The sequence below is a fragment of the Xanthomonas albilineans genome, from assembly GCF_002939705.1.
In the GTDB taxonomy this organism is placed as follows: domain Bacteria; phylum Pseudomonadota; class Gammaproteobacteria; order Xanthomonadales; family Xanthomonadaceae; genus Xanthomonas_A; species Xanthomonas_A albilineans.
The window spans coordinates 63,784-87,823 of the sequence record NZ_MDCB01000012.1 but is presented as its reverse complement, the minus strand read 5'-3'; the positions used below and the strand labels follow the sequence as shown (position 1 = coordinate 87,823).

Annotated in this window: 17 protein-coding genes, 1 other RNA gene and 1 pseudogene; 5 read left to right on the top strand and 14 right to left on the bottom strand. The window is 63.6% G+C overall.

All coding sequences use genetic code 11. The features are described 5' to 3' along the window. Positions 1 to 67: 67 nt before the first annotated feature. Positions 68 to 265 carry a hypothetical protein gene (locus XalbCFBP2523_RS11710; protein WP_012916488.1) on the bottom strand — a complete coding sequence of 66 codons (198 nt, stop codon included), beginning with the start codon at positions 263 to 265 and terminating at the stop codon, positions 68 to 70. Positions 266 to 515: 250 nt separating this feature from the next. On the opposite strand from XalbCFBP2523_RS11710, the gene XalbCFBP2523_RS11705 reads away from it, so the two are divergent. After that, positions 516 to 863: a helix-turn-helix transcriptional regulator gene (locus XalbCFBP2523_RS11705; protein ID WP_012916489.1), complete on the top strand. Its 348-nt coding sequence runs from the start codon at positions 516 to 518 to the stop codon at positions 861 to 863. Positions 864 to 1,049: 186 nt separating this feature from the next. Here the strand turns inward: XalbCFBP2523_RS11705 and XalbCFBP2523_RS11700 are convergent, their stop codons facing one another. The 6 genes and pseudogenes from XalbCFBP2523_RS11700 to XalbCFBP2523_RS11675 all read right to left on the bottom strand — a co-directional run. Continuing rightward, a complete protein-coding gene (locus tag XalbCFBP2523_RS11700) occupies positions 1,050 to 2,567 on the bottom strand; it encodes a GDSL-type esterase/lipase family protein (RefSeq protein WP_045765964.1) in 1,518 nt (505 codons plus the stop codon). Between the two features lie 212 nt (positions 2,568 to 2,779). Further along, on the bottom strand, positions 2,780 to 4,354 hold the full coding sequence (locus XalbCFBP2523_RS11695) for a DHA2 family efflux MFS transporter permease subunit (RefSeq protein ID WP_045765965.1): 1,575 nt from the start codon (positions 4,352 to 4,354) through the stop codon (positions 2,780 to 2,782). A 7-nt stretch (positions 4,355 to 4,361) separates the two neighbouring features. Continuing rightward, positions 4,362 to 5,543 (bottom strand): HlyD/EmrA/EmrK family protein, encoded by a 1,182-nt coding sequence (locus tag XalbCFBP2523_RS11690; RefSeq protein WP_045760832.1) that lies wholly within the window; start codon positions 5,541 to 5,543, stop codon positions 4,362 to 4,364. A 10-nt stretch (positions 5,544 to 5,553) separates the two neighbouring features. Beyond that, positions 5,554 to 7,038, bottom strand: coding sequence for an efflux transporter outer membrane subunit (locus XalbCFBP2523_RS11685; protein WP_407070981.1), 1,485 nt, complete (start codon positions 7,036 to 7,038; stop codon positions 5,554 to 5,556). Between the two features lie 8 nt (positions 7,039 to 7,046). Then, positions 7,047 to 7,493 carry a MarR family winged helix-turn-helix transcriptional regulator gene (locus XalbCFBP2523_RS11680; RefSeq protein WP_045765967.1) on the bottom strand — a complete coding sequence of 149 codons (447 nt, stop codon included), beginning with the start codon at positions 7,491 to 7,493 and terminating at the stop codon, positions 7,047 to 7,049. 270 nt (positions 7,494 to 7,763) lie between these two features. After that, positions 7,764 to 8,098 (bottom strand): annotated as a pseudogene (locus XalbCFBP2523_RS11675) (transposase); the annotation flags it as partial. 252 nt (positions 8,099 to 8,350) lie between these two features. Here XalbCFBP2523_RS11675 and XalbCFBP2523_RS11670 point away from each other — a divergent pair. The 3 genes from XalbCFBP2523_RS11670 to XalbCFBP2523_RS11660 all read left to right on the top strand — a co-directional run bounded on the left by XalbCFBP2523_RS11670 (position 8,351) and on the right by XalbCFBP2523_RS11660 (position 13,464). Further along, positions 8,351 to 10,756: a penicillin acylase family protein gene (locus XalbCFBP2523_RS11670; RefSeq protein ID WP_230599091.1), complete on the top strand. Its 2,406-nt coding sequence runs from the start codon at positions 8,351 to 8,353 to the stop codon at positions 10,754 to 10,756. 327 nt (positions 10,757 to 11,083) lie between these two features. Then, positions 11,084 to 13,327, top strand: a complete 2,244-nt coding sequence (gene parC, locus XalbCFBP2523_RS11665) for a DNA topoisomerase IV subunit A (protein ID WP_045765968.1) — start codon at positions 11,084 to 11,086, stop codon at positions 13,325 to 13,327. 61 nt (positions 13,328 to 13,388) lie between these two features. Further along, a non-coding RNA gene (locus XalbCFBP2523_RS11660) (sX9 sRNA) lies at positions 13,389 to 13,464 on the top strand. Positions 13,465 to 13,561: 97 nt separating this feature from the next. Here the strand turns inward: XalbCFBP2523_RS11660 and bfr are convergent. Then, the gene (bfr, locus tag XalbCFBP2523_RS11655) at positions 13,562 to 14,053 is read right to left on the bottom strand and encodes a bacterioferritin (protein ID WP_012916497.1); all 492 of its coding nucleotides are present in this window, start codon (positions 14,051 to 14,053) and stop codon (positions 13,562 to 13,564) included. A gap of 315 nt (positions 14,054 to 14,368) precedes the next feature. On the opposite strand from bfr, the gene XalbCFBP2523_RS11650 reads away from it, so the two are divergent. After that, the gene (locus XalbCFBP2523_RS11650; protein ID WP_045764544.1) at positions 14,369 to 15,412 is read left to right on the top strand and encodes a right-handed parallel beta-helix repeat-containing protein; all 1,044 of its coding nucleotides are present in this window, start codon (positions 14,369 to 14,371) and stop codon (positions 15,410 to 15,412) included. Between the two features lie 333 nt (positions 15,413 to 15,745). On the opposite strand, the gene asnB is transcribed toward XalbCFBP2523_RS11650, so the two are convergent. From asnB to map, 6 genes are all read right to left on the bottom strand, one after another. After that, entirely contained in the window at positions 15,746 to 17,437 is a 1,692-nt protein-coding gene (asnB, locus tag XalbCFBP2523_RS11645; RefSeq protein WP_045765969.1) for an asparagine synthase B, read from the bottom strand. A gap of 280 nt (positions 17,438 to 17,717) precedes the next feature. Further along, the gene (gene dapE / locus XalbCFBP2523_RS11640; protein ID WP_045765970.1) at positions 17,718 to 18,848 is read right to left on the bottom strand and encodes a succinyl-diaminopimelate desuccinylase; all 1,131 of its coding nucleotides are present in this window, start codon (positions 18,846 to 18,848) and stop codon (positions 17,718 to 17,720) included. Positions 18,849 to 19,027: 179 nt separating this feature from the next. After that, entirely contained in the window at positions 19,028 to 19,384 is a 357-nt protein-coding gene (locus XalbCFBP2523_RS11635; RefSeq protein WP_045765971.1) for a Spx/MgsR family RNA polymerase-binding regulatory protein, read from the bottom strand. Positions 19,385 to 19,520: 136 nt separating this feature from the next. Continuing rightward, entirely contained in the window at positions 19,521 to 20,501 is a 981-nt protein-coding gene (gene dapD, locus XalbCFBP2523_RS11630; protein ID WP_045765972.1) for a 2,3,4,5-tetrahydropyridine-2,6-dicarboxylate N-succinyltransferase, read from the bottom strand. Further along, positions 20,501 to 23,107 (bottom strand): [protein-PII] uridylyltransferase, encoded by a 2,607-nt coding sequence (locus tag XalbCFBP2523_RS11625; protein WP_045766758.1) that lies wholly within the window; start codon positions 23,105 to 23,107, stop codon positions 20,501 to 20,503. The genes dapD and XalbCFBP2523_RS11625 overlap by 1 nt, the downstream gene beginning before the upstream one ends. Positions 23,108 to 23,136: 29 nt before the next feature. Continuing rightward, positions 23,137 to 23,913, bottom strand: coding sequence for a type I methionyl aminopeptidase (gene map / locus XalbCFBP2523_RS11620; RefSeq protein WP_045758832.1), 777 nt, complete (start codon positions 23,911 to 23,913; stop codon positions 23,137 to 23,139). Positions 23,914 to 24,040 lie beyond the last annotated feature (127 nt).

The following is a 24,040-nucleotide window of genomic DNA, read 5'->3' as shown; positions in this document are numbered from 1 at the left end:
AGGTCGCATTGGATCAAACAAACCCGCTGCGGCGGGTTTTTTGTTGGCGCCGCGCGCACCATCGCGCTCAACGCTGCAATGGGCGAAACGGACCGGTCTCCACGCGGACGCCATCCACCCACACCGCCACCACATAGGCACGGTAGCCAGGGTTGCGTCGCTCGGCCGCAGATGCGGCCACGTAGGCATTGGCAGCATGCACCAACACTTGCAAAGACGGCTTGAATTGCGCAATCGGCTTGAGTTTCAGATCGTATTTGGCCATGCACCGCCCTCCCTTGTGCACACGCGCACAGCACGCTGCGCGGCTGCAGGCCACCTGACGGCGGCAATGAAACGAAAATGCGACATCTCCACTCCTGAGGCATCCGTGTCTTGCGTGCCCACGCGCATCAGCGCGCCCGCACCACCGAAGTATTGAATTTCAGAACATTCAGAGTCAAGCGTGACTGTACGACAAGTTGGCGGATGCTCCATATCTTGGTAAGCCCGTCGTCTATGCAAGGGCCACCGCGATGAAAAGCTTCGGCGACCGTTTGCGCGAAGCCAGAAAAGCCGCCGGCCTCACCCAGGAGCAACTGGGTTTTTCCCTGGGCGTGACCAAGTCGTCGATCTCGGCCTGGGAAAACGATCGCGAGACACCCAGCTTCCGGCTACTGCCGATGCTGCGCGTGGTACTGAAGCGCTCGCTGGACGACCTGGTCTGCGGGCATGTGCCGAGCGCGCGGCTACAGGAGGCCTCACCCGATTACGCCCTGCAAGCGCGCGATCCGCACGAGCAAGCCTTGCTGACCCGTTACCGCAACATGCCGGCCCGCCGTCGCGAAGCGGTGCTGGAACTGCTCAAACCCGACAAAGGCTGAGAGTCGCTGACAAAACGACCGCGGCGCCGCCGGGCGGACCCGGACAGCGCGGCGAATCCTCGTGTACCACGTTGTACACTGCGGCCCCTGTGCGGTGCCCGTGGCAACCCGACAACGATTCGCGACGTTTTATTGGCCACGCTGTGAGCCGGCGCGAGTGGCCATGCGCCACGCACCGAGGTGTGCTCAGCCGCCGACACCGACCGCGCGCAACGCATCGCCCCAAATGCGATAGCCATCCTCACTGGGATGGGTGCTGTCGGGCATCAACGCCGCCGGCAAGCTGCCATCGGGCTGCAAAAAACGCGCACCGATGTCGAGCCAGCGCACTTGCGCATCGTGCCCGAAGCGCGCGGCCAGCAAACGGTTGGTCGCCAGGATCGGCGAACGCAGCGGCCCATCGGCGGCAAAGCCGCGCGGCAGGATCGCCATCAGGACAATCTTGCTGTGCGGCAGCCGGCGCCGCACCTCGGCCACCACCGCGGCGACGCCGTCGGCGGTTTCCTGCGGCGTGTTGGTGCGCGCATGATCGGTACCCGCAAGGTTATTGGTGCCGATATTGATCACCACCCAACGCGGCGCCAGCCCGTCCAGCTCGCCCTGACGCAGACGCCACAGCACGTTCTGGGTGCGGTCCCAGCCGAATCCCAGGTTCAGCACCCGCGCGCTCCCGAAGGTCCGCCGCCAGGCTTGCGCGCCGCCGACCCGAGTCGCCAACGGCGGTCCGCCCCAGAAATGGGTGATCGAATCGCCCAGCAACACGATCTGCGGCTGCAAGCGCTGGCCCTGCGCAAGCACGGCATGGTGGCGCGCGTACCAGTCGTAGGAATCCTGCTCCAACCACGGCACCGGGATCAGCGCGGTATTGAGGTCGCTCATCGCGCTCAGCGGAATCTGCGGCGGTTCGTCGAGCAGACGCGCCAGGGTCGGCTCGATCGCTTCGGCCAGACGCTGTTGCGCCTGCGGCGTCGCGAACGGTGCCGCAGCGACCGATGTACGCAGCGACTCGGCGGCCTGCGGCGCGGACGCGGACAGCGCCGCGCCCGACAGTACCGCGCCAACATCCAGATAGGTCACGCGCGGATGCTCGCCGTAGCGCACGGCCAGCATGCGATTGACTTCGTCCACGCGCGCACGCGCCTGCGCCGACCCACTGCCGGGCAGCAGTCCAAGCAACAGGATGCGCGTCTTCGGCAAGCGTTGTTCCAGCGTGGCCAACAGCGCATCGATCCCGAGCACGGTGTCGTCGGCGCTGCGCATGTCGCGATCGTCCGCGGCAGTCCGTAGCAACAACATCGCCACCTTGGGCTGGATGCCGTCGAGTTCACCGTGTTGCAAGCGCCACAGCACATGCTCGGTGGCATCGCCATCGACACCCAGATCAAGCGCACCGCGCACCCCGTAAAACCTCTGCCAGGCCGATGCGCCCGCAGCATCCGAACCGCTGCTGCGGAAGATGGCATCGCCGATCAGCAGCAGCGGAGTCTGCGCATGCGCGCGTACCTGCGCGAGGATCTGCTGGTGGTGCTGCATCCATCCGGCGGCGTCCGCGCGATCGGTCGGCGTGGCCGCAGCGACGATGGATGCTTGCGATACGCTGGCGCCGGCAACGATGACCACGGTCAGTAACAGCACGTATGCGCAGGCGCGCCACAGCCGGACATGTTCGAAACGACAGCACAAGGCGTGCAGAAAACGCAGCATATCCGAACCTGCCAACGCATGCGAAGGGAACCGCATTCTGTTTCATCGCCCGCGGCAACGGCAAGCACAGCAGCGTGCAAAAGGGCGACTGGACACGCAACACCGCGCCTGCACGCCGGCCATCGATGCGCCATGCAGCCAAACGCCACGCCACGCCACGGCAGCGTCATCGCCAACGCAGGAGACGACGCACCGCAGCGGGGCAACCGCCCTCAGTGGCCTCCCGCCGCCGCTCCGCCCCCACCACCGAACGGCGGCTTGGCCAGCCACACCAGGAAGATGATCGCCAAGAACGCCCAGCCCAACAGATAGCAGATGTCGTTGAACCCCATCTGCGATGCCTGATGATTGATGCTGTTGTTGAGAAGCGCCGCACCGTTTTGCAGACTGCCCCCCCCCATCGCTTGTATCTGTTCCTGCGTGCTGGGCGAATATGCGGAGATATGCTCGGTCAGATGCGCGTGGTGCAACTGCGTGCGTTTGGCCCACAGGTAGGTGGTCAACGAGGCGGCGAAGCTACCGCCCAAAGTCCGCAGGAACGTCGCCAGACCGGAGCCGGCAGCGATCTCGCGCCCGTCCAGATCCGACAGCAGGATCTGCAACATCGGCATGAAGAACAGCGCCACCCCGATCCCCATCAGCAACTGGACACCGGCCACGCTTTCGAAGCTGATGCGCAGATTGAAATCCGAGCGCATGAAACTGGTGATCGCCATGACGACAAAGGAGATACTGGCAAGCAGGCGCAGATCGAAACGCGAGGCGTACTTGCCGACGAACGGGGTCATGATCACCGGCAGGATCCCGATCGGCGCGGTGGCAAGGCCGGCCCAGATCGCGGTGTAGCCCATGTCGCGCTGCAACCACTGCGGGATCAGCAGCGACACGGCAAAAAATCCCGCATAAGCCACGATCAGCGCCATGGTGCCACTGCGGAAATTGCGGTGACGGAACAGACGCAAGTTGACGATCGGATCTTTGTCGGTGAACTCCCAGATCGCGAATGTTGCCAGCGCCACCACCGAAATCGCACTCAGCACGACGATCATGGTCGAGTTGAACCAGTCCTCGTCGTTGCCCAGGTCGAGCACCACCTGCAGACATCCCACCCCGATGATCAGGGTAATCAAGCCGACATAGTCCATGCGCGGACGCTCGACCGGTTCGGGACGGTCGCGTAACTGCCCGCCGACCACCGTCGCGGCGAGGATACCCAGCGGCACGTTGATGAAGAAAATCCACTCCCAACTGTAGTTATCGGTGATCCAGCCACCGAGAATCGGCCCCGCGATGGGCGCCACGACGGTGATCATCGCCAGCAGCGCAAGCGCATGCCCGCGCTTTTCGCGCGGATACACGGAAACCAGCAGGCTCTGGGTGATCGGATACATCGGACCACAGACGAAGCCCTGCAGCGCACGCGACACCACCAGCATGCCCATGCTCTGCGCCAGGCCGCACAGCAACGAGGCCATGGTGAAGGCCAACGTGGCCCACACGAACAACTTGGTCTCGCCGAACCGGCGGCTGAGGAACCCGGTCAACGGCAGCGCGATTGCATTGCTCACCGCAAACGAGGTGATGACCCAGGTCGCCTGTTGCGAACTGGCGCCGAGATTGCCGGCGATGGTCGGCAAGGACACATTGGCGATGGTGGTGTCGAGCACCTGCATGAACGAGGCCAGGGCCAGGCCAAACGTGCACAACGCCACGCTGGCCGGGCGAAATCCGGCGACCGGTGCGCCCGGCATCCCGGGCGCGGCAGGAGCGGCAGCTTGGTTGGACATGGCGGGCTCAATTCGCCTTGGCGACAGCGGGCAGGTTGGCGCGAATGATCTGCGCGACCGCCGCGTCGGCTTGCTGCAACTGTTGCGCGTAAACATCGGTGCCCAACAGCGGGCCGGCAGCCGGCTTGATCGGCAGCACATTGCCGTTCTGCTGGTGCATGTCGACCTCGGTCTTCATCGACAGGCCGATGCGCAGCGGATGCTCCGCCAGTTGCTTGGCATCGATGGCGATGCGCACCGGCACGCGCTGCACGATCTTGATCCAATTACCGCTGGCGTTCTGCGACGGCAGCAACGAGAACGCACTGCCGGTGCCAATTCCCAGGCTCTGTACCGTGCCATGGTAGACCACCGCACTGCCGTACACGTCCGACTCCATGTCCACCGGCTGGCCCAGACGCATATGCTTGAGCTGGGTTTCCTTGAAATTGGCATCCACCCAGACCTGATTCAGCGGCACCACCGCCATCAACGTGGTACCAGGCTGCACGCGCTGGCCGACCTGCGCCGAACGCCGCGCCACGTAGCCGGAAACCGGCGCCAGAATGGCGGTACGCGCGTTGTTGAGGAAGGCTTGACGCATCTGCGCGGCAGCGGCCTGCACGTCGGGTTGTTGATCGATGCCAGTGGTGTCGATCAACGCGCTGCTGCGCGCCAAGGTTTCGCGCGAGCCGCTGACGGCCGCTTCGGCGGCGGCCAACTGGTCGCGGGCATGCGCCAGTTCTTCGGCGGAGATCGCACCGTTGGCCACCAGGCCGGTACGGCGGGCGACGTCGGCGCGGGCGCGCTGCAGAATCACCTGCTGCGCGGACAGTTCGGCCTGTGCGCCGTCGACCGAGCGGTACAAGCCGCGGACCTGACGCACAGTGCGCGCCAGATTGGCCTCGGCCTGCTGCAGCGCCACCTCGGTATCGGCCGGATCGAGCGTCACCAGCGGCTGACCGCGCTCCACGCGCATGCCATCGTCGGCGTCGATCCGCACCACGGTACCGGCGACCATGGGTGTGATCTGCACCAGATTGCCCTGCACGTAAGCATCGTCCGTGTGCTCGTACCAGCGACCAATGCAGAAATACCAGATCGCGAAGGCGATCAGCGCCAGCACCACGACGACGGCCAGGCCGCGCAGCAGCTTGCCGCGCCGGCTGGAGGCGTCAACTGAGGAAGCGGGAGTGGTTGTCTGATTCATTGCAGCGATCTCAGGAATGCGAAGAAGCGGAAGAAGACCTTGGTGCATCGGCAGCGGAAGTGGCTTCGTAACCACCGCCCAGTGCCTGATTCAGGCGCACCGAGACCAGGATTTGGTTTGTCTGCAGCGAGGCCAGACGCTGCTGCGCCTCGAACAATTGCTGCTGGACGCTGAGCACGTCCAGATAGTTGCCGATGCCGGCGTGGTAGCGCTGTTGGGCCAGATCGAAGGCGGCTTGCGCGGTGTCCACCGCCTGCGCCTGCTGCTGGGCCTGCTGCGCAAGCGAGCGCGCCGCACTGACCTGATCGGCCACTTCGCGCAGCGCTGCCACCAGCGCCTGATTGTAATTGGCCACCGCCAGGTCGTACTGCGCATCGCGTTCGGCAAGCCGACTGCGCAATCGGCCGCTATCGAACAACGGCAGGCTCACCCCAGGACTGAGAATGCCCAGCACCGACCCGCTCTTGAAGAAGTCGCTCGGGTTGCTCGAGACAAGGCCGCCCAGAAACGTGAGATTGATGCTGGGGTAGAACTGCGTCTTGGCCGCATGAATCCCCTGCGCAGCGGCATCGACCCGCCAGCGCGCGGCGACCACGTCGGGACGACGGCCGAGCAGGTCGCTCGGCAGCACCGACGGCAGCGACACCGCCTGTGGGTCGAGCAGGCGCGGGCGCTGGATCTGCAACCCGCGATCGGGACCACGGCCGAGCAAGGCAGCCAGCGCGATCCGTGCTTCGTCGATCTGCTGTTGCGCCGCCTGCTGCTGCTGGCGCGCCACCGGCACGCGCGCCTCCGCCTGACGCAGCTGCAACGTGCTGTCGATCCCGGCATCGCGCCGCTGTCGCACCAGTTTCAGGCTGCGATCGGCGCGCGCCAGTTCCGCACCGGCAAGGTCGTACAACTGCCAGGCGTAACCGAGTTGCACATACGCACGGGCGACAGCGGCGGACAGCTCCAGACGCGCGGCCTGCGCATCCACCTGCGCCGCATGCGCCTGATCCACCACCGCCTCCCACGCTGCACGTTTGCCACCCCACAAGTCGACGCCGTAGCTGAAATCCAACAGCGCCTGCTCGGCGTGGAGGTATTTGCCACCGATCTTGTCGCCGACCATGTCCTTAGGCAGTTGCAGCCCGGTGTAACCGGCCGACAGCGACAATTTGGCGCCACGATCGGCATCGGCGGCACCGGCCTGCGCCTGCGCCAGACGCAGGCGCGCGTCGGCCGCCTCCAGACTCGGCGTGCCCTGCAGGGCTTCGGCAATCAGCGCGTCGAGTTGCCGATCGCCCAACGCCTTCCACCAGTCCTGCTGCGGCCACGGCGCAGGCGCCAGGACGTCGGTATGCAAGGTCTGATCGAGATGCAACTGGCGATCGGCATCGAGCCGGTGGCCAAGGGGTTCCAGCCCACGACTGCTGGCGCATGCGGCCAGCGCCAGGGGAAGTGCCGCGACCACCAGCGAACGCAGACGAGGGGACGTGATGGATGGCTTCATGAGCATATTCATAAGGAATTGAGAGAATCGCGAACGCGGATCAACAGCGAAGTGAGGTGCTCACGCTCCTCAGCGGAAAGGTCGCCCAACGCGCTGGCGATGACCTCGTCGCCACGCAGCCTGAGTTGCTCCCACATGGCGCGGCCTTCATCATTTAGGACGATGCGCAAGGCACGCCGATCATGCGCGTGTGCTTCGCGGCGCACCCATCCAAGTTCCTCGAACTTGTCCAGCAGGCGGGTGACCGCGCTGGGGTTCTGGTCGATTGCCTGAGCCAAGGCGTTGGCACTGCACGGCGACATGTGGGCCAAAGCCTTCATGCCGATGTAATGACTGGCACCTAAACCGAGCTGTAACTCGGCCATCCCAGCATCCAAGCGACGCATCAGAGCATCGCGCACCTGCCGCAGGAGCAAGCCGAACGAGGGACGGTCAGGGGAGGAGAAGGTGCTCATAGGGTCAATTATTTTCACATAAAAATATTTGTCAAGAAAATATTGCTTCCGAAATTAAGCATTCCATGAAAGCAGACTATGCCGCCGCATGGGAGACCCATCCCGACACATGGGGGGCCGCCACGCCTGGCTCGACCCGTTTCATGGATCGCCCACAGCCGGCCACGCGGCACGCACGGCTTGGCATTACCAGCCGCATCCGGATAACCGACCAGAGCCACTGCGACGAAGGGATTGGTGCTAATGGCGCAGCCGTTTTCCTAGCGCTATCGGCTGATCGGGGGTCAAGGCAACTGAGGCGGCGTCCGAACTCGCTCGGCTCAGATCAAGTTTCTTGGCGCGACGTAGCTCGGTCAGCAACACCATGATGCAGACGATGCCACACGTCGCTGGCTTGCCGATCACGCAGCCGCCGCCAGCAGATCATGCCGCTGCCATCACCACGCGTCAGAGACGGCTCCTCCCACGCGATGCCGGTGCGCAAGACATAGACGATGCCGTTGCGGGACTGCCAATTACTGACCCGAAGTCGCACCACCTTGGGAATAAGGCTTGATTTTCCGAATCAGCGATTCAATGCGTTGCGCTTTAAAATTGGGATATATACCTCATTTGCGCTTTGATATTGACAATTTTCCATCTGAGATACAGCATTCAAAAAAGTTTTTCGCCGCTCTTGGCCTTGCCACATATTGGCAATTGCCGCCACAACACCGTGCAAGATGCTGCGAATGAGCGGCCTGTGCAACTCGCTGACATTATTTAAAGAAAGGAGCTGCAATGTCTACCTCCAGGCCCAGCCACTTTAATTTATAAATACTCACCTATGCCTTACTGATCATCGGAGATGAGTCGCTGTGAAAGTTAATAAAAAAACCACGGTGATTGGACTGGTGTTGTCGTTACTCCTGAGCACTGCACTCTCAGCGAGCCCCCTGGACTCAAGACTTTTCGAATCGGGATTGTTGGAAGGTGGCCATGCAAAGCTAGACGGCTGCCTGACGCTGCCCGGCCTATCCGCACCGGCGACCATCAGCCGTGATGCCCAGGACGTTGTCACCATCGATGCTGCTAACGAAACCGATGCCATGCGCGTGCTCGGTTACGTCCATGCGCAAGAGCGCTATTTCGACATGGATCTGCTACGCCGCTCAACAGCCGGCGAGTTGGCCGAACTCATTGGCCCCAGCCAGCTGGCTAGCGATGAACAGAGCCGTGTGCATCGCATGCGTGCACGCGCACAAGCCCAACTCAGCAACTTCGCCGGTGATCGCCTAGCACAACTGCAAGCCTACACAGATGGTGTCAACCGCGGCCTGAGCAACCTGAAGCGGCCACCATGGACCTACTTGCTACTCAAACAGGTCCCACGCGCGTGGCAGAAAGAGGATTCGCAACTGAGCGCCGCTGCGATGTACTTTTTACTACAGGACAGCCAAAACTTGGACGAACTGGCACTGGCACGGATGCAAGCCGTGCTGCCACCGGCCCTGCTGGCGCTGTTACGTCACGACGGCAGCACTTGGGACGCACCGCTGGAAGGCGCCCCGCGCGGCGACGCAGTATTGCCTGGGCCGTCAAAGGTTGACCTGCGCACACTGCCAGCACCTGACACCAGCGCAGTCGGCCATACCAGGCTTTCCAAGCCGAACGCCCCAGGCAGCAACAATTGGGCGGTCAGTGGGCACCTGACGAATGACGGTCGAGCCATTCTTGCCAACGACATGCACTTGAACCTGACCGTGCCGAACATCTGGTTCCGCGCTCGCTTGCGCTATGCGGACCCGAAGGCACCCGGTGGACGGGTCGATGTCACCGGCTTCACCTTGCCGGGTGTGCCAGCAATACTGATCGGCAGCAACAAACACATCGCCTGGGGCTTCACCAATAGTTACGCAGACACCGCCGACTGGTACCGGATCAAGCCCTGTACCTACAGCAACCCCAGCACTGCCTGCGAGCCGGTCACCACACACGTGGAGACGATCAACGTGGCCGGCGCAGCGCCAGTGACACTGAATGTACAAGACACCCGCTATGGCCCCATCCTGTACCAGAACCAGGACGGCAGCGCACTGGCGCTGCGTTGGGTCGCACAACTGCCAGGCGCGCTGAACCTGAATATCGCCAATCTCGCCCGCACCCAAGATCTTGATGAAGCATTGAAAAATGGCGAAGACATAGCAATACCCGCGCTGAACTGGATCGTGAGCGACAGCGCCGGACACATCGCCTGGCGCGTGCTCGGCCCGCTACCCGTACGCAACCACTGCTCCCAGGCCAACGAATTGGTGCATAACACCGCCAGTACCGGTAGCGCTTACGACTGCCCGCCGTGGGATATTTCCACCAGATTGTCGCCACGCCTCGTCGACCCGGTCGGCGACCGCCTTTGGACCGCCAACGCGCGTACAGTCGACGGCTCGAAACTGCGCCGGCTAGGCGACGGCGGCTATGCGCTGGGCGCACGTGCACAGCAGATCCGCAACGATCTGCTCGCCAGCGACCACTTCGTCGAAAGCGACATGCTCGGCATCCAACTCGACGACCGTGCCTTGTTCCTACGTCGCTGGTGGCAGTTGCTGCAAAGCGAAGGCGCGCGCAGCGATGCCCAGCATCCGGCATTGCAGGCACTTGCGACTGCGGCAGCCAACTGGAATGGTGCCGCATCCATCGATTCGGTCAGCTACTGGATCGTGAGCAATTGGCGCAAAGCCGTAAACAGCCGCATCGCCGATGGCCTCACTGCTCCGGCACAAGTTGCGCTGGGTAAGGACTACATCGAACCTGATCTGTCACAATTGGAAGGCGTGACGTGGCCACTGTTGCAACAACGACCGATGAATTTGCTGCCGCGGCACTATGCCAATTGGCAAGCGCTCTTGGAGGATGCGGCAATGCAGGTCCGCGATACCTTGAGAAGGCTGGGGCCACTGGATCAAAGCAGCTATAACAAGGCGGCGATCTGTCATCCGCTGGCGGCGGCGTTGCCGACCATATTGCAGCCGTTGCTGTGCATGCCTGCCAACAAGCTGCCCGGCGACACCAACATGCCGCGCGTACAGACTCCCGACTTCGGCGCGTCCGAGCGCATGGTGGTGTCACCTGGCCACGAAGAACAAGGCATCACAGAGATGCCTGGTGGCCAGAGCGGGGACCCGCTCTCGCCGTTCTGGGGCGCTGGCCACGATGCCTGGGTACTGGGCAAACCCACGCCGTTCTTGCCCGGCCCCACCGTGTACACACTGCAACTCCAACCGTAGGGCTGAACTCGGCGGCAAGCGTCAGCAAGGGAAGACCTTGCGCCCCTCACATCAGCGCCTGGGTCACCAGTGGCCTAGGCGTTTCACAGACTATGCGCCTGCCTAGCGGCAACACCAGCAGCGCCGATCTCGCGGCATGGATCCGGCTCACAACCCCGGCAATACCCACTTCGTCGCGACCATACGGCCTGCACCGGCACGCGCTCTGGCCATCAAAAACCCGCGGCAACCGCACGCACGGCTTGGCATTACCGGCCGCATCCGGATAATCGACCAGTTGCTCTGCGGCGTCCCTCGCCGCCTCCCCTTATAAGGTGTTTGCTGCGCATGACCGATCTTCCCCGCCCCGTCTTCCATGGCTTCGAACAGTTACCACTGCGCGAATACGCCGAACGCGCCTACCTGGACTACTCCATGTACGTCGTACTGGACCGCGCCCTGCCGTTTCTCGGCGACGGCCTGAAACCAGTACAGCGGCGCATCGTCTACGCGATGAGCGAGCTAGGCCTGAACGCGGCGGCCAAGCCGAAGAAGTCCGCACGCACCGTCGGCGACGTGATCGGCAAGTACCACCCGCACGGCGACAGCGCCTGCTACGAAGCGTTGGTACTGATGGCCCAGCCGTTCTCCTACCGCTATCCGCTGATCGAAGGCCAGGGCAACTTCGGCTCCACCGACGATCCGAAATCGTTCGCGGCCATGCGCTATACCGAATCCAAGTTGACCCCGATCGCCGAAGTGCTGCTCGGCGAGCTCGGCCAGGGCACGGTGGACTGGTCACCGAACTTCGACGGCACCCTGGACGAACCGACCTGGATGCCGGCGCGGCTGCCGCACCTGTTGCTCAACGGCACCACCGGCATCGCCGTGGGCATGGCCACCGACGTGCCGCCGCACAACCTCAACGAGATCGTCAGCGCGCTGATCCGCCTGCTCGACGACCCCGACGCCAGCATCGCCGAGTTGTGCGAACACGTGCGTGGACCGGACTATCCGAGCACCGCCGAGATCATCACCCCGATCGCCGACCTGCGCACGATGTACGCAACCGGGCACGGCAGCGTGCGCGCCCGCGCCACCTACCAGAAGGAAAACACCAACATCGTGGTCACCGCGCTGCCCTACCAGGTCTCCCCGTCCAAGGTGATCGAGCAGATCGCGCAACAGATGCGCGCCAAGAAGCTGCCGTGGCTGGAAGACATCCGCGACGAGTCCGACCACGCCAATCCGGTGCGCGTGGTGCTGGTGCCGCGCTCCAACCGGGTCGACGCAGAACACCTGATGGGCCACCTGTTCGCCACCACCGACCTGGAGCGCAGCTACCGCATCAATCTCAATGTGATCGGCCTGGACGGCCGCCCGCAGGTCAAGAACCTCAAGACCCTGCTGGAGGAATGGCTGCGTTTTCGCAGCGACACCGTGGTTCGCAGGCTCAATCACCGCCTGGAGAAGGTGGAACGGCGCCTGCACCTGTTGGAAGGCCTGCTGGTCGCATTCCTCAACCTGGACGAAGTGATCCGCATCATCCGCAGCGAAGACGAGCCGAAACCGGCGTTGATCGCGCGCTTCGCACTCAGCGAGGAACAGACCGACTACATCCTGGAAACCCGCCTGCGCCAGCTCGCGCGGCTGGAAGAGATGAAGATCCGCGGCGAACAGGACGCCCTGGCCAAGGAGCGCGAGCAGTTGCAGGCGGTGCTGGCCAGCAAGACCAAGCTCAAGAAGCTGATCAAGGACGAACTGATCGCCGACGCCAAGAAGTTCGGCGACGCGCGGCGCTCGCCGCTGGTGCAGCGCGAAGCAGCGCAGGCCATCGACGAAACCGAATTGGTACCGAGCGAACCGATGACCATCGTGATGTCGGAGAAGGGCTGGATTCGCGCGGCCAAGAGCCACGACGTGGACCCGGCCGGCCTCGCCTACCGCGACGGCGACAGCCTGCTGGCGGCGGTGCGCGGTCGCAGCACCCAGCAGGTGGCGTTTCTGGATTCGGAAGGCCGCGCCTATTCGACCCTGGCGCATACCCTGCCCTCGGCGCGCGGCAACGGCGAACCGTTGACCGGGCGCTTCTCGCCCGCGGCCGGCGCGGCGTTCCAAGCGCTGGCGACCGGCGAAAACGACACCCGAGTGGTGTTGGCGTCCTCGCACGGCTACGGTTTCATCACCCGCTTCGAGAACCTGACCAGCCGTAACAAGGCCGGCAAGGCCATGCTCAACCTGACCCCGAACGCCAAAGTGCTGGCTCCAGCCACGGTTGGCAATGCAGACACCGACCGCATCGTCGCGGTCACCAGCGCCGGCCATCTGCTGGCCTTCCCGGTCGCCGACCTGCCCGAGCTGGACAAGGGCAAAGGCAACAAGATCATCGACATCCCCAAGGCCAAGCTCGGCACCGAGCGAGTGGTGGCGATCGCGGCGGTGACGCCGGGCAACACCCTGCTGGTGAAGAGCGGCCAGCGCACCATGTCGCTGTCGTTCAAAGACCTGGACGCCTATCTGGGCGCGCGCGCCAGCCGCGGCGGCCTGCTGCCGCGTGGCTGGCAAAAGGTGGACGAGCTGGCGGTGGAATAAAAGTAGCTGACAAAACGACTGCGTCGCCGCCGGACGGGCGTGGGCAGTACTCGGAATCCTCATGTACCTGCTGTGTACTGCGGTTTCTGCGCGCTGTCCGCGCCCACCCGACAGCAGCTGGCGACGCTTTGTTAGTAGCGATTCGCCGGAAAGCAGGAACGCGCAAGCCAGGGCCGCGCATCGACACGATCCGGCCACATGTGCGATGCCTCCCGCGCACGGGAGGCATCGCGCTCAGGCATCGTTGCCGGAGGTGCGCGCGTCGATCTGCGCGGTCTGGTACAGCGCCAGGCCCAGGCGTTTGATCAACCCCAATTGCTGCTCCAGCCACCAGGCATGGTCCTCTTCGGTGTCGCGCAATTGCGCCAGCAGCACGTCGCGGCTGACGTAGTCGCCATGCTGCTCGCACAACTTCATAGCCGCAGCCAGATTCGCGCGCACCTCGTATTCGACCTTCAAGTCCTTTTCCAACATTTCCTCGACCGTGCGACCGGGCTCGAACGCGAGCGGACGCATGTCCGGGTCGCCCTCCAGGAACAGGATGCGCCGCAGCAACGCATCGGCATGCTCGGTCTCCTCTTCCATCTCGTGATTGATGCGCTCGTACAGCGCCAGCAGGCCCTGATCTTCGTAGCGCCGCGAGTGAATGAAATACTGGTCGCGCGCGGCTAGTTCACCGCGCAGCAATTCCTTGAGGCAGTGAACGACGTCGGGGTGTCCCTTCATGAGCGGGCTCCATGGTTTCGATTGAAGCCGCCATAATGCACGAGACGGCGCTGCCACGTTCCAATCGGAATCATTCACATCCCGACTCCATAGATGGCACTGCCGGTCTGCGCGCCATCGCATCCATACGTGATAAAGCGCACAGCCTGCGTCAACCACCACGTAAGCACGACACGCGCAGCGTCTAGACTCCACCGACGCTCCACACGCTGACATTAAGCTCACCGGCACGACAATGACGCCCTACCACCATGCCGGTAACGTAGCGTACACCGACAATCCCGCCTCTCCTACCCCACGTGGAGTCCGCACCCGATGAAGCATCGCCCCATGCTCGCCCTGCTGCTGCCGCTGGCTGCGGCCCTCGCGTCTGCCGCCCACGCTGCGCCGTCTCGCGCCGAGGCCGAGGCCGATACCGATTGCAGCGTGCGCGCAGAACCCGGCAACGATCTGCAGACCGTGATCGACCGCCTACCCAACGATGGCAAACCAGCAACGCTCTGCCTGAGCGCCGGCGAGTTCCACTTGAACAAACTGCTGTCGATCCAGCGCAACGGTCTGCGCCTGCGCGGCCAGGGCGATGCGACGGTGCTACGCATGCGCGATGGCGTGCAACAACCGACCATCGTGCTCGGCGACTATCAGCACGAACGCCCGCTGCGGCCGATCCGCGACGTCCAGATCACCCGATTGCAGATCGTCGGCGGCGACGCCCAGAAGGAATTCATGCCCGAACTCCCGTACCTGAGCAACAGCCTGGTGGTGGTACGCAACGGACAGGACATCCAGCTCACCCATCTGCGGGTGAGCAAATGCCGCAGCGCCTGCCTGCTCAGCGAATACGACAGCCACGACCTACTGATCGCCCACAACGACATCTCCGGCGCGACCTGGGACGGGGTGTCGTTCAACCGCAGCGCCAAGATCAAACTACTCGACAACACGATTCATGACAATGTCGCCGCCGGCATCACCACCGAGCACCTGGAAGACAGCGAAATCCGGAATAACCGCCTGGAGCGCAATGGCAGCCAGGGCGTGTACTTGGCAGATGCACGAGGCAACCTGTTTACCGGCAACCAATTCCTCAATAACAAGGGCGCGGGCCTCTACCTGACCTGTTCGATCCGCCATCGCACGCCAGAGATCCTGTGCTGGGACAACAGCATGAGCCAGGACAACACCTTCGAACACAACATCTTCCGCGGCAATCCGCACACCTACACGGTCGGCGTGGACCGCGCCGCCAACTGCAAAGGTACCGACTTCCACCGGAACCTATGGCGCAACAACGAAGGCGAAGCCTCCGGCGTGGACATCCAACCCGAACGCTACGGGCACTGCATGCGATTCGAATAACCGCTGGAAAGCCATGGCGATCAAGCCATTTTTGTTCCGCTATGCTTTCCGCATAACCAGGATCCTTATCGAAGGGCATTCCTCTCCAGAATCAGGGAAATCTCCGGAAACGGATGCCTCAGCGACGATGATTGAAATCGACTTGATCCTTTCCCTTGCAACTGGCCCGTAGAAACACGGCCAATCGCGGATGCATGATCGCCCAATCTGTCCGTTCCGACAAAATAATGTGCTTCCTTGTGCGATCGGCACTCTATAGGCCCTCGCGCACAATCGCGTCGGTTCGAACGGCAGGCGGGGAATACCACGGCACGGCACGCCCCGCCGCATCGATCAGGTCAGCGCCTGTTCGTGCACGCCGGCCACCGCCCGCCCGGAGGGATCGGCCATCGAAGCGAAACTCGCGTCCCAGGCAATCGCCGCTGGCGAGGAGCACGCAATCGACTTGCCGCCGGGCACGGTCTCGGCTGCCGCTGGCGTGGGGAAAGCGCGTTCGAACAGACTACGGTAGTAATAGGCTTCCTTGGTTTGCGGCGGATTCACCGAGAAGCGCTTATCGGCCGCGGCGAGTTCGCGGTCGCTGACCTGCGTGTCGGCATGCGCCTTCAACCCATCGATCCAGCCATACCCGACGCCATCGCTGAACTGCTCCTTCTGCCGCCACAGGATCGACTCCGGCAGATAGCCCTCGAACGCCTCGCGCAACACCGCCTTCTCGATGCGCTTGCTGCCATCGGCGCGGGTGCCCGCCATTTTGTGCTGGGCGTCCATGCGCATCGCCACCTCCAGAAATTCCACATCCAGAAACGGCACGCGCGGCTCCACGCCCCAGGCCATCATCGACTTGTTGGCGCGCAGGCAATCGTAGTTGTACAACGCGTCGAGTTTGCGGATCAGCTCTTCATGGAACTCGCGCGCGTTCGGTGCCTTGTGAAAATACAGATAGCCACCGAAAATTTCGTCGCTGCCCTCGCCGGACAGCACCATCTTCACTCCCATCGCCTTGATCCGCCGCGCCAGCAGGAACATCGGAGTGGAAGCGCGGATGGTGGTGACGTCGTAGGTCTCGATATGCCGAATGACCTCCGGCAGCGCATCAAGACCTTCTTCGAAGGTGTATTCGAAGCCGTGATGCACGGTGCCCAGCGCCTCGGCGGCAATCGCGGCAGCGGCCAAATCGGGCGATCCCTTTAGGCCAATCGCGAAGGAATGCAGGCGCGGCCACCAGGCCTCGGCCTGGTCGTTCTCCTCGATCCGCTTGCGCGCAAAGCGCGCAGCCACCGCCGCCACCAGCGAGGAATCCAGGCCGCCGGACAACAACACACCATAGGGCACGTCGGTCATCAATTGGCGATGCACGGCGCGCTCGAACGCCTCGCGCAATTCCTGCTTGCTCACCTCCACGCCCTGCACGGCGGCGTAATCGCGCCACGGCCTGCGGTAGTACTGCACCAACGCGCCACTGGCACTGTCGTAGTAGTGGCCTGGCGGGAATTGGGCGACGTCGGCGCAACTGTCGGCCAGCGATTTCATCTCCGAGGCTACGCGCAGGCGTCCCTGCGCGTCATGGCCCCAATACAACGGGCACACACCCATCGGATCGCGCGCAATCAGCACGCGGCCTGCGGCCTTGTCCCATAGCGCGAAGGCGAAGATACCGTTGAGCCGGTCGAGCAACGCGGCTGGTGCCTGCTCGCGGTACAGGGCGTTGATCACCTCGCAATCCGAACCGGTCTGGAACGCATAGGACTGGGTCAGTTGCTGTTTCAGTTCGCGGTGGTTGTAGATCTCACCGTTGACCGCCAAGGCCAACTGGCCGTCATCGGACAGCAAGGGCTGCGCGCCACCTGTAGGATCGACAATGGCCAGACGCTCGTGCACCAGGATCGCACCCGCGTCGACATACACGCCGCTCCAATCCGGACCGCGATGGCGCTGCCGTTGCGAGCAATCCAGCGCCTGCCGACGCAATGTCTGCAAATCGTCGCCCGGTTGTAGGCCGAAGATGCCGAAAATCGAACACATGGGAAACTCCTGATCGTGGGGCCGAGTGAGGATTGTCCCCGGCCATGGCGCACCGGGTGATTGCAAAAGGCCATGCACGCACAAAAAAACCCGCATCGACCGATGCGGGTTTTCTGAGGGCTGGGCGTGATGTTATCTGGTAACGCCTAGTCGCAGACCCGCATCGGCCACGCAGGATTATTCGCCAGCGCATGGTTGCGAGCGTTGGCGCGAATCGAGCGTAAGGCAGTCAGCGCGTTCATTCATCGAACGTAACCCGGTGCGCAAGCCAGTGCAACTGTTACGACAGCAACCGTTCGATCAAGCGCAGGTAGAGCCCCGGCAACGCTTCCAAGTCGGCCACACGCACATGTTCGTCCACCTGATGGATGCTGGCGTTGACCGGACCGACCTCGATGCACTGCGCACCCAATGGCGCGATGAAGCGCGCATCGGAGGTGCCGCCGCCGGTGCTCTCTTCCGGCGGCGCGCCGGCGAAAACGCCGAGTACTTCGCGCGCTACTTGGCGCAGGGTGCCTTCAGGGGTATAAAAAGGTTCACCGCTGCGATGCCACTGCACACTGTAGTCCAGGCCATGGCGCTCGAGCAGCGCGGCGATCTCCACTTCCAGCCGCGCTGCATCCCAATGCGGGGTGTAGCGCAGGTTGAAGGCGACCTGCAACTCGCCGGGAATCACATTATTGGCGCCGGTCCCGGCATGCACGTTGGAAATCTGCAGGCTGGTCGGCGGGAAGCTTTCGTAGCCGTCGTCCCAATGCCGCGCGACCAGTTCGGTCAGCGCCGGGGCGGCCAGATGAATCGGGTTGCGCGCCTTGTGCGGATAGGCCACATGGCCTTGTACGCCGCGCACCGTCAGCGTGCCAGACAGGCTACCGCGGCGCCCGACGCGCAACAGATCGCCGAGCCGTTCGGTGGAGGAAGGTTCGCCGGTGATGCACCAGTCGATGCGTTCGCCACGTTCCGCGAACAGGCGTGCCACGTGGCGCACGCCGTCGATCGCCGGGCCTTCCTCGTCGCTGGTCAGCAGTACCGCCAGCGTGCCAGGGTGCTGCGGATGCGCCGCGACATACTGTTCGCACGCGATCACGAATGCGGCCACGCTGCCTTTCATGTCGGCGGCACCGCGGCCGTACAGCACGCCGTCGCGCATCTGCGGCACGAATGGATCGCTGGTCCAGGCCTCGCGAGGTCCAGGCGGCACCACGTCGGTATGACCAAGCAGCACGAGGACAGGACCATCGCCACCGCGGTGGGTCGCCCACAGGTTATCGACCTGACCGCAACGCAGGCGTTCGATGGCGAAGCCGGCATGCGCCAACCGTTGTGCGATCAGTTCCTGGCAGCCGGCATCCTCCGGCGTCACCGAGGGGCGGGCGATCAGGTCGCAGGCAAGTTCAATCACATCAGACATGGTCGGTCATCACGATAAGCGCGGCGTTGCGTGGCTTTATGCCATCCGCCGCAGAGAGAGAGATGGAAACATGCAGCATCGCGGCTGCGCGCAAACGATTTGCGCATACTATGGGCAGGCAGGCGGCGCGTTGATCCAAGGCCCACTTCAGACGCCGCAACCACACGCGCATCGCGTCTTCACCCGACGCCAAAACGCTGTTTGAACGCATGATCGGAAAAGCCCTGGCTGATCCGGCCATCGGCGGTGAGCACCAGCGGCCGTCGGATCAGTTGCGGATATTCGCGCAACAGCAGCTTCCACTCGGCATCGGAACCCGGCGTTTTCTTGTTTTCCGGCAGTTGCCGCCACGTGGTCGAGGATTTGTTGACCAGCGCGTCGAAGCCGCCAACCTTGTCCGCCCACTCCAGCAGGGTGTCGGGCGTGGGGGTGTTGGCGCGGTAATCGACGAAGGTATGGGCGATGCCGAAACGCTCCAGCCACTTGATCGCCTTCTTGCAGGTGTCGCAGTTTTTCAATCCGTAGATCGTCGTCATCTCGAAATCTCACTCTTGCGCGCCGCGCTTGTTACAACACATCAGGGGCCTGGGGTGAGGACAAACGCACCGCGATACAGGTTCGCACCACGTCCACACACATCCGCTGCGACGCGCCATCGCCGAAGAGGTGGCCTCAGTCGGCTAGGCCGCGCAGCAGTTCGTTGACGCTGGTCTTGCTACGCGTCTTGGCATCGACCTGTTTGACGATCACCGCACAGTACAGGGAATGCGAACCGTCCTTGGCCGGCAACTGGCCAGACACCACAACGCTGTATGGCGGAACGTAGCCATAGGAAATCTCGCCCGTGGCGCGGTTGTAGATGCGCGTGCTCTGGCCAATGAACACGCCCATGCCGATCACGCTGTGATGGCCGACCACCACGCCCTCCACCACTTCCGAGCGCGCGCCGATGAAGCAGTGATCCTCGATGATGGTCGGGCTGGCCTGCAACGGCTCCAGCACGCCGCCGATGCCGGCGCCGCCGGACAAATGACAGTGTTTGCCGATCTGCGCGCAGGAACCGACCGTCGCCCAGGTATCGACCATGGTGCCCTCGCCCACGTGTGCGCCGATGTTGGTGAAACTGGGCATCAGCACCACGTCCTTGCCGAAGTAACTGCCGCGTCGCGCAACCGCGCCAGGCACCACGCGCACCCCGGCCTTGCGGAATTCGGCTTCGTGGTAACCGGCGAAGCGCGCTTCCACTTTGTCCCAGAACGGCGCCGGCTGCGCCTCGACCACCGCCATCTCATTGACCCGAAAGTACAGCAGCACGGCTTTCTTCAGCCACTCGTTGAGCTTCCAGCCACCATGTCCATCTGGTTCGGAGACACGGAATTCGCCTGTCTCCAAGCCATCGATGACACGATTGACCACAGGCCGGGTCGAGCCCTCGATCTCGTCCAGGGTCAACATGGCGCGACGTTCGAAGGCGCTGTCGATCATGAACTTCAGCTCATCGACACTGGGCGTCGCGACCTGCTTGGCATGCGCGATGTTAGATGCGGACTTCGACGCCGACTTGGGCGCAGCGCGCTTGGCGGCAGTGGCGCGTTTGGCCGTCTTCTTCGCGGCAACGGGCTTTTTCTTGGCAGCGGACTTCTTGGTAGCCATCAGTGGACTTCTCCAGGCGGGGTATCGGGATCCAGGCATGCCTGCAACGCGGCATGCAGCGCCTGGCGGGATGCTTCGGTTAACGGCAGGTTGTACTCGTCGGTAATGTGAAACATGTCCTCGACGCGCTCGCCGAAGGTGGCGATGCGCGCGTCATGCACGCGCAAACGCTGGTAGCGCAGCACCAACGCCACGTCCGCCAGCAAACCAGGACGGTCCGGTGCGATCAGGCTCAAACGGGTCAGGCGCTCGTCCAGACTGTCGGGAAACTCGATGCGCGGCGGAAAACGGAAATACCGCAGTTGCCGCGGCACCGCACGCCGCGCCGGACGCAACCGCGTCAGGTCGCCGGCCAGCGCTTCGCGCAGCGCCGCTTCCAGTTGCACGGTATCGCTACTGGCAAACGCATCACCCGGCACGACCTCGAAAGTGTCGAAGATCGCCCCTTGCGGTGCGTCGAGCAGGCGTGCACGGTGGATGCCGTAGCCGAGCCGGCCCAGGGTCATCACGATCCCAGCGAACAAACCGTCGCGATCGGGCGAATAAACGAATACTTCCAGCGCAGCATCGTCGGGTGTGACCGGACGCACCCGGACCAGGGTGCCGCCCAATTCCACCTCCATCAGCGAGGTGGCCTGCCAAGCCAGTTGCTCGGGACGAAAGCGCAGGAAACTCTCGTCCGGCATCCCGGCGAACTGACGCGAGATGATGGCATCGTCGTGCCCCTGAAAGTGCATCAGCGCACGCGTGGCATCGCGCGCTTCCTGTAACCGTTCCGCCACTGGCAGCGGATGCTCCAGACCCTCGCGTAACGCGCGCCGCGCGGCGAAATACAGATCCACCAGCAAGCGATCCTTCCACGCGTTCCATAGCTTGGGGCTGGTACCGGCGATGTCGGCACAGGTCAGCAGATACAGATAATCCAAGCGCTCGCGGTCGCCCACCAGAGTGGCAAAGCGATGGATCACCTGCGCGTCGGTGATGTCCTGCTTTTGTGCGGTCACCGACATGTGCAGATGCTGCTGCACCAACCAGGCGACCAGTTCGGTGTCGGCGGCAATGAGGCCGTGACAGGCGCAAAACGCACGCGCATCCACCGCCCCCAGTTCGGAATGATCGCCACCACGCCCCTTGGCGATATCGTGGAACAGACCGGCCAGCAACAGCAACTCCGGCTTGCGCAAGCGCGGCCAGACTTCGCGTGCGATCGAAAAACGCTCGTCGGCGCGCGCACTGGCGAACGTCTCGATGTTATTCAACACCATCAGCGTGTGCTGATCGACCGTGTAGACATGGAACAGGTCGAATTGCATGCGTCCGGACACCTGCGCGAACGCGGGGATCCACTGCCCAAGCACGCCCAGACGCGCCATCCGGGTCAGCGTCTGTACCGCACGTGGACCGCGCAGCAGCGCCATGAAACGCTCGCGCGCCAGCGCGCTGGCGCTGTCGTAGGACGGCAGGAACTCCAATGCCTCAGCCAAGGCGCGTGCGGTCAGCGAATGCAGGCCGCGCACCTCGCCATGCGCGGCCCAGGTTGCAAACAACGCGAACACTTGTACCGGATCGGCCTGCGGCCAGCGCTCGGCATCGGCGGCCAGATAACCACGACGCAGCGAAAATCCAACGCCGAGCGGCTGCGGCTGCGTTTCGCCGTCGAACTGTTCCTCGAAACGCTGCAGCAACCTGTCACTGATCCGGCGCACGATCGCCGCACTGCGATAGAAGCGCTGCATCATCTTCTCCACTCCCAGACTCTCGGGATCGTCGGAGAAGCCCATTCGCTGTGCCAAGGCCTTCTGATAGTCGAAGCGCAAGCGCTCTTCCGGTCGGTTGGCCAGCAGATGCAGGCCATAGCGTAGACGCGACAGTTCGCAGCGTTCGCGACGCAAGGCAGCGGCTTCGTCGCCACCGACATGGCCCAGCCCGACCAGCTGCTCCAGGTCGCGCACGCCGAAAACGCGCAACGCCATCCAACCCAAGGTGTGCAGATCGCGCAACCCGCCGGGGCCGTCCTTGATATCCGGTTCCAGATTGTCGGCGGTGTCGCCGAAACGCTGGTGGCGAGCCTGCAATTCTTCGCGCTTGGCCTGGAAAAATACGCGCGGCGGCAAGCGTGGCTGGGCCGCGATCGCTGCCGCCAACGCCGCCGTGGCGGCGGCATCGGCCAGCAACGGACGGGCTTCGATCAGCGCGGTCAGCACGGTCTGGTCCGCACAAGCCGCTGTGCATTGCACGGCCGAACGCACCGCATGGCTCACCGGCACGCCGGCATCCCAGAGCAATGGAAACAGCCGCGCCAGTGCCTGTTCATGGACCCCATGGCAAGCACATTCGCCGAACACCAGCAGGTCGATGTCCGAACGCGGGAACAGTTCGCCGCGGCCGTAGCCGCCAACCGCGAACAAGGCCAGCCCCGCCTCGGGCGGCACGCAACGCCGCCAGGCATCGCGGATGACGTGATCCAGCGCGCGCGCGCGCAGCGCCAGCAAGCGATCGATCTCCTCGCCCTGATCGAAGCGCTTGCTCAGCCGCGCATCGGCCTGCGCCAGCAATTGCCGGATCGCCAGCGCCCACGCTGCGTCGTCCACGCCGGCACCCGGCATACCGGCATCGACACCGACCGACAACAGGGTCACGGCGCGCCGAGGCCGCCTGGCGACAGGGTGAGGACTTCCACCCCATCCTCGGTGACCGCCACCATGTGCTCCCACTGCGCCGAGAGCTTGCGGTCCTTGGTCACCACGGTCCAGCCGTCAGGCAGTACCCGGGTATGGCGCGAGCCCTCGTTGATCATCGGCTCGATGGTGAAGGTCATGCCCGGCTTCAGCACCAGCCCCTCGCCGGGACGGCCGTAGTGCAACACCTGCGGCTCGTCGTGGTAGACCTTGCCGATGCCGTGGCCGCAGTATTCGCGCACCACGCTGAAACGCTGGCTTTCGACGTACTGCTGGATCGCATGGCCGATGTCGCCCAGGGTGGCGCCCGGCTTCACCGCGCGGATGCCGCGCCACATCGCCTCATAGGTGGTCTCGACCAGGCGCCGCGCCATCACCGACGGCGTGCCGGCGTAGTACATGCGGCTGGTGTCGCCATGCCAACCGTCCTTGATCACGGTGACGTCGATATTGACGATATCCCCGTCCTTCAAGACCTTGCTGTCGCTGGGAATGCCGTGGCAGATCACGTTGTTGACCGAGCTGCACACGGTCTTCGGGTAGCCACGGTAACCGACGTTGGCCGGCACCGCCTGCTGCACGTTGACGATGTGGTCGTGGCAGAGCCGATCCAGCTCGGCGGTGGTGACGCCCGGCTTGACATACGGTCCGATGAGGTCGAGCACCTCGGCAGCCAGGCGGCCGGCCACGCGCATCTTCTCGATGTCCTGGGGAGATTTCAGATTGACGGTCATGTGCCCATTATCGCTCATCCGACGCTTCCTGAACGGACAGCGGGGATCCGGCGGTTTTTCGGCACCCGCGTAGAGGGCGGCACACCCTCACAAATATAAACAGAAGAAAACGCAACTTACATCAAAA

What these genes read in the sequence shown, in the direction of transcription:
- XalbCFBP2523_RS11710 (WP_012916488.1), bottom strand. Translation starts at nt 265, where the DNA reads ATGGCCAAATACGATCTGAAACTCAAGCCGATTGCGCAATTCAAGCCG.
- XalbCFBP2523_RS11705 (WP_012916489.1), top strand. Translation starts at nt 516, where the DNA reads ATGAAAAGCTTCGGCGACCGTTTGCGCGAAGCCAGAAAAGCCGCCGGC.
- XalbCFBP2523_RS11700 (WP_045765964.1), bottom strand. Translation starts at nt 2,567, where the DNA reads ATGCTGCGTTTTCTGCACGCCTTGTGCTGTCGTTTCGAACATGTCCGG.
- XalbCFBP2523_RS11695 (WP_045765965.1), bottom strand. Translation starts at nt 4,354, where the DNA reads ATGTCCAACCAAGCTGCCGCTCCTGCCGCGCCCGGGATGCCGGGCGCA.
- XalbCFBP2523_RS11690 (WP_045760832.1), bottom strand. Translation starts at nt 5,543, where the DNA reads ATGAATCAGACAACCACTCCCGCTTCCTCAGTTGACGCCTCCAGCCGG.
- XalbCFBP2523_RS11685 (WP_407070981.1), bottom strand. Translation starts at nt 7,038, where the DNA reads ATGAAGCCATCCATCACGTCCCCTCGTCTGCGTTCGCTGGTGGTCGCG.
- XalbCFBP2523_RS11680 (WP_045765967.1), bottom strand. Translation starts at nt 7,493, where the DNA reads ATGAGCACCTTCTCCTCCCCTGACCGTCCCTCGTTCGGCTTGCTCCTG.
- parC (WP_045765968.1), top strand. Translation starts at nt 11,084, where the DNA reads ATGACCGATCTTCCCCGCCCCGTCTTCCATGGCTTCGAACAGTTACCA.
- bfr (WP_012916497.1), bottom strand. Translation starts at nt 14,053, where the DNA reads ATGAAGGGACACCCCGACGTCGTTCACTGCCTCAAGGAATTGCTGCGC.
- XalbCFBP2523_RS11650 (WP_045764544.1), top strand. Translation starts at nt 14,369, where the DNA reads ATGAAGCATCGCCCCATGCTCGCCCTGCTGCTGCCGCTGGCTGCGGCC.
- asnB (WP_045765969.1), bottom strand. Translation starts at nt 17,437, where the DNA reads ATGTGTTCGATTTTCGGCATCTTCGGCCTACAACCGGGCGACGATTTG.
- dapE (WP_045765970.1), bottom strand. Translation starts at nt 18,848, where the DNA reads ATGTCTGATGTGATTGAACTTGCCTGCGACCTGATCGCCCGCCCCTCG.
- XalbCFBP2523_RS11635 (WP_045765971.1), bottom strand. Translation starts at nt 19,384, where the DNA reads ATGACGACGATCTACGGATTGAAAAACTGCGACACCTGCAAGAAGGCG.
- dapD (WP_045765972.1), bottom strand. Translation starts at nt 20,501, where the DNA reads ATGGCTACCAAGAAGTCCGCTGCCAAGAAAAAGCCCGTTGCCGCGAAG.
- XalbCFBP2523_RS11625 (WP_045766758.1), bottom strand. Translation starts at nt 23,107, where the DNA reads ATGCCGGGTGCCGGCGTGGACGACGCAGCGTGGGCGCTGGCGATCCGG.
- map (WP_045758832.1), bottom strand. Translation starts at nt 23,913, where the DNA reads ATGACCGTCAATCTGAAATCTCCCCAGGACATCGAGAAGATGCGCGTG.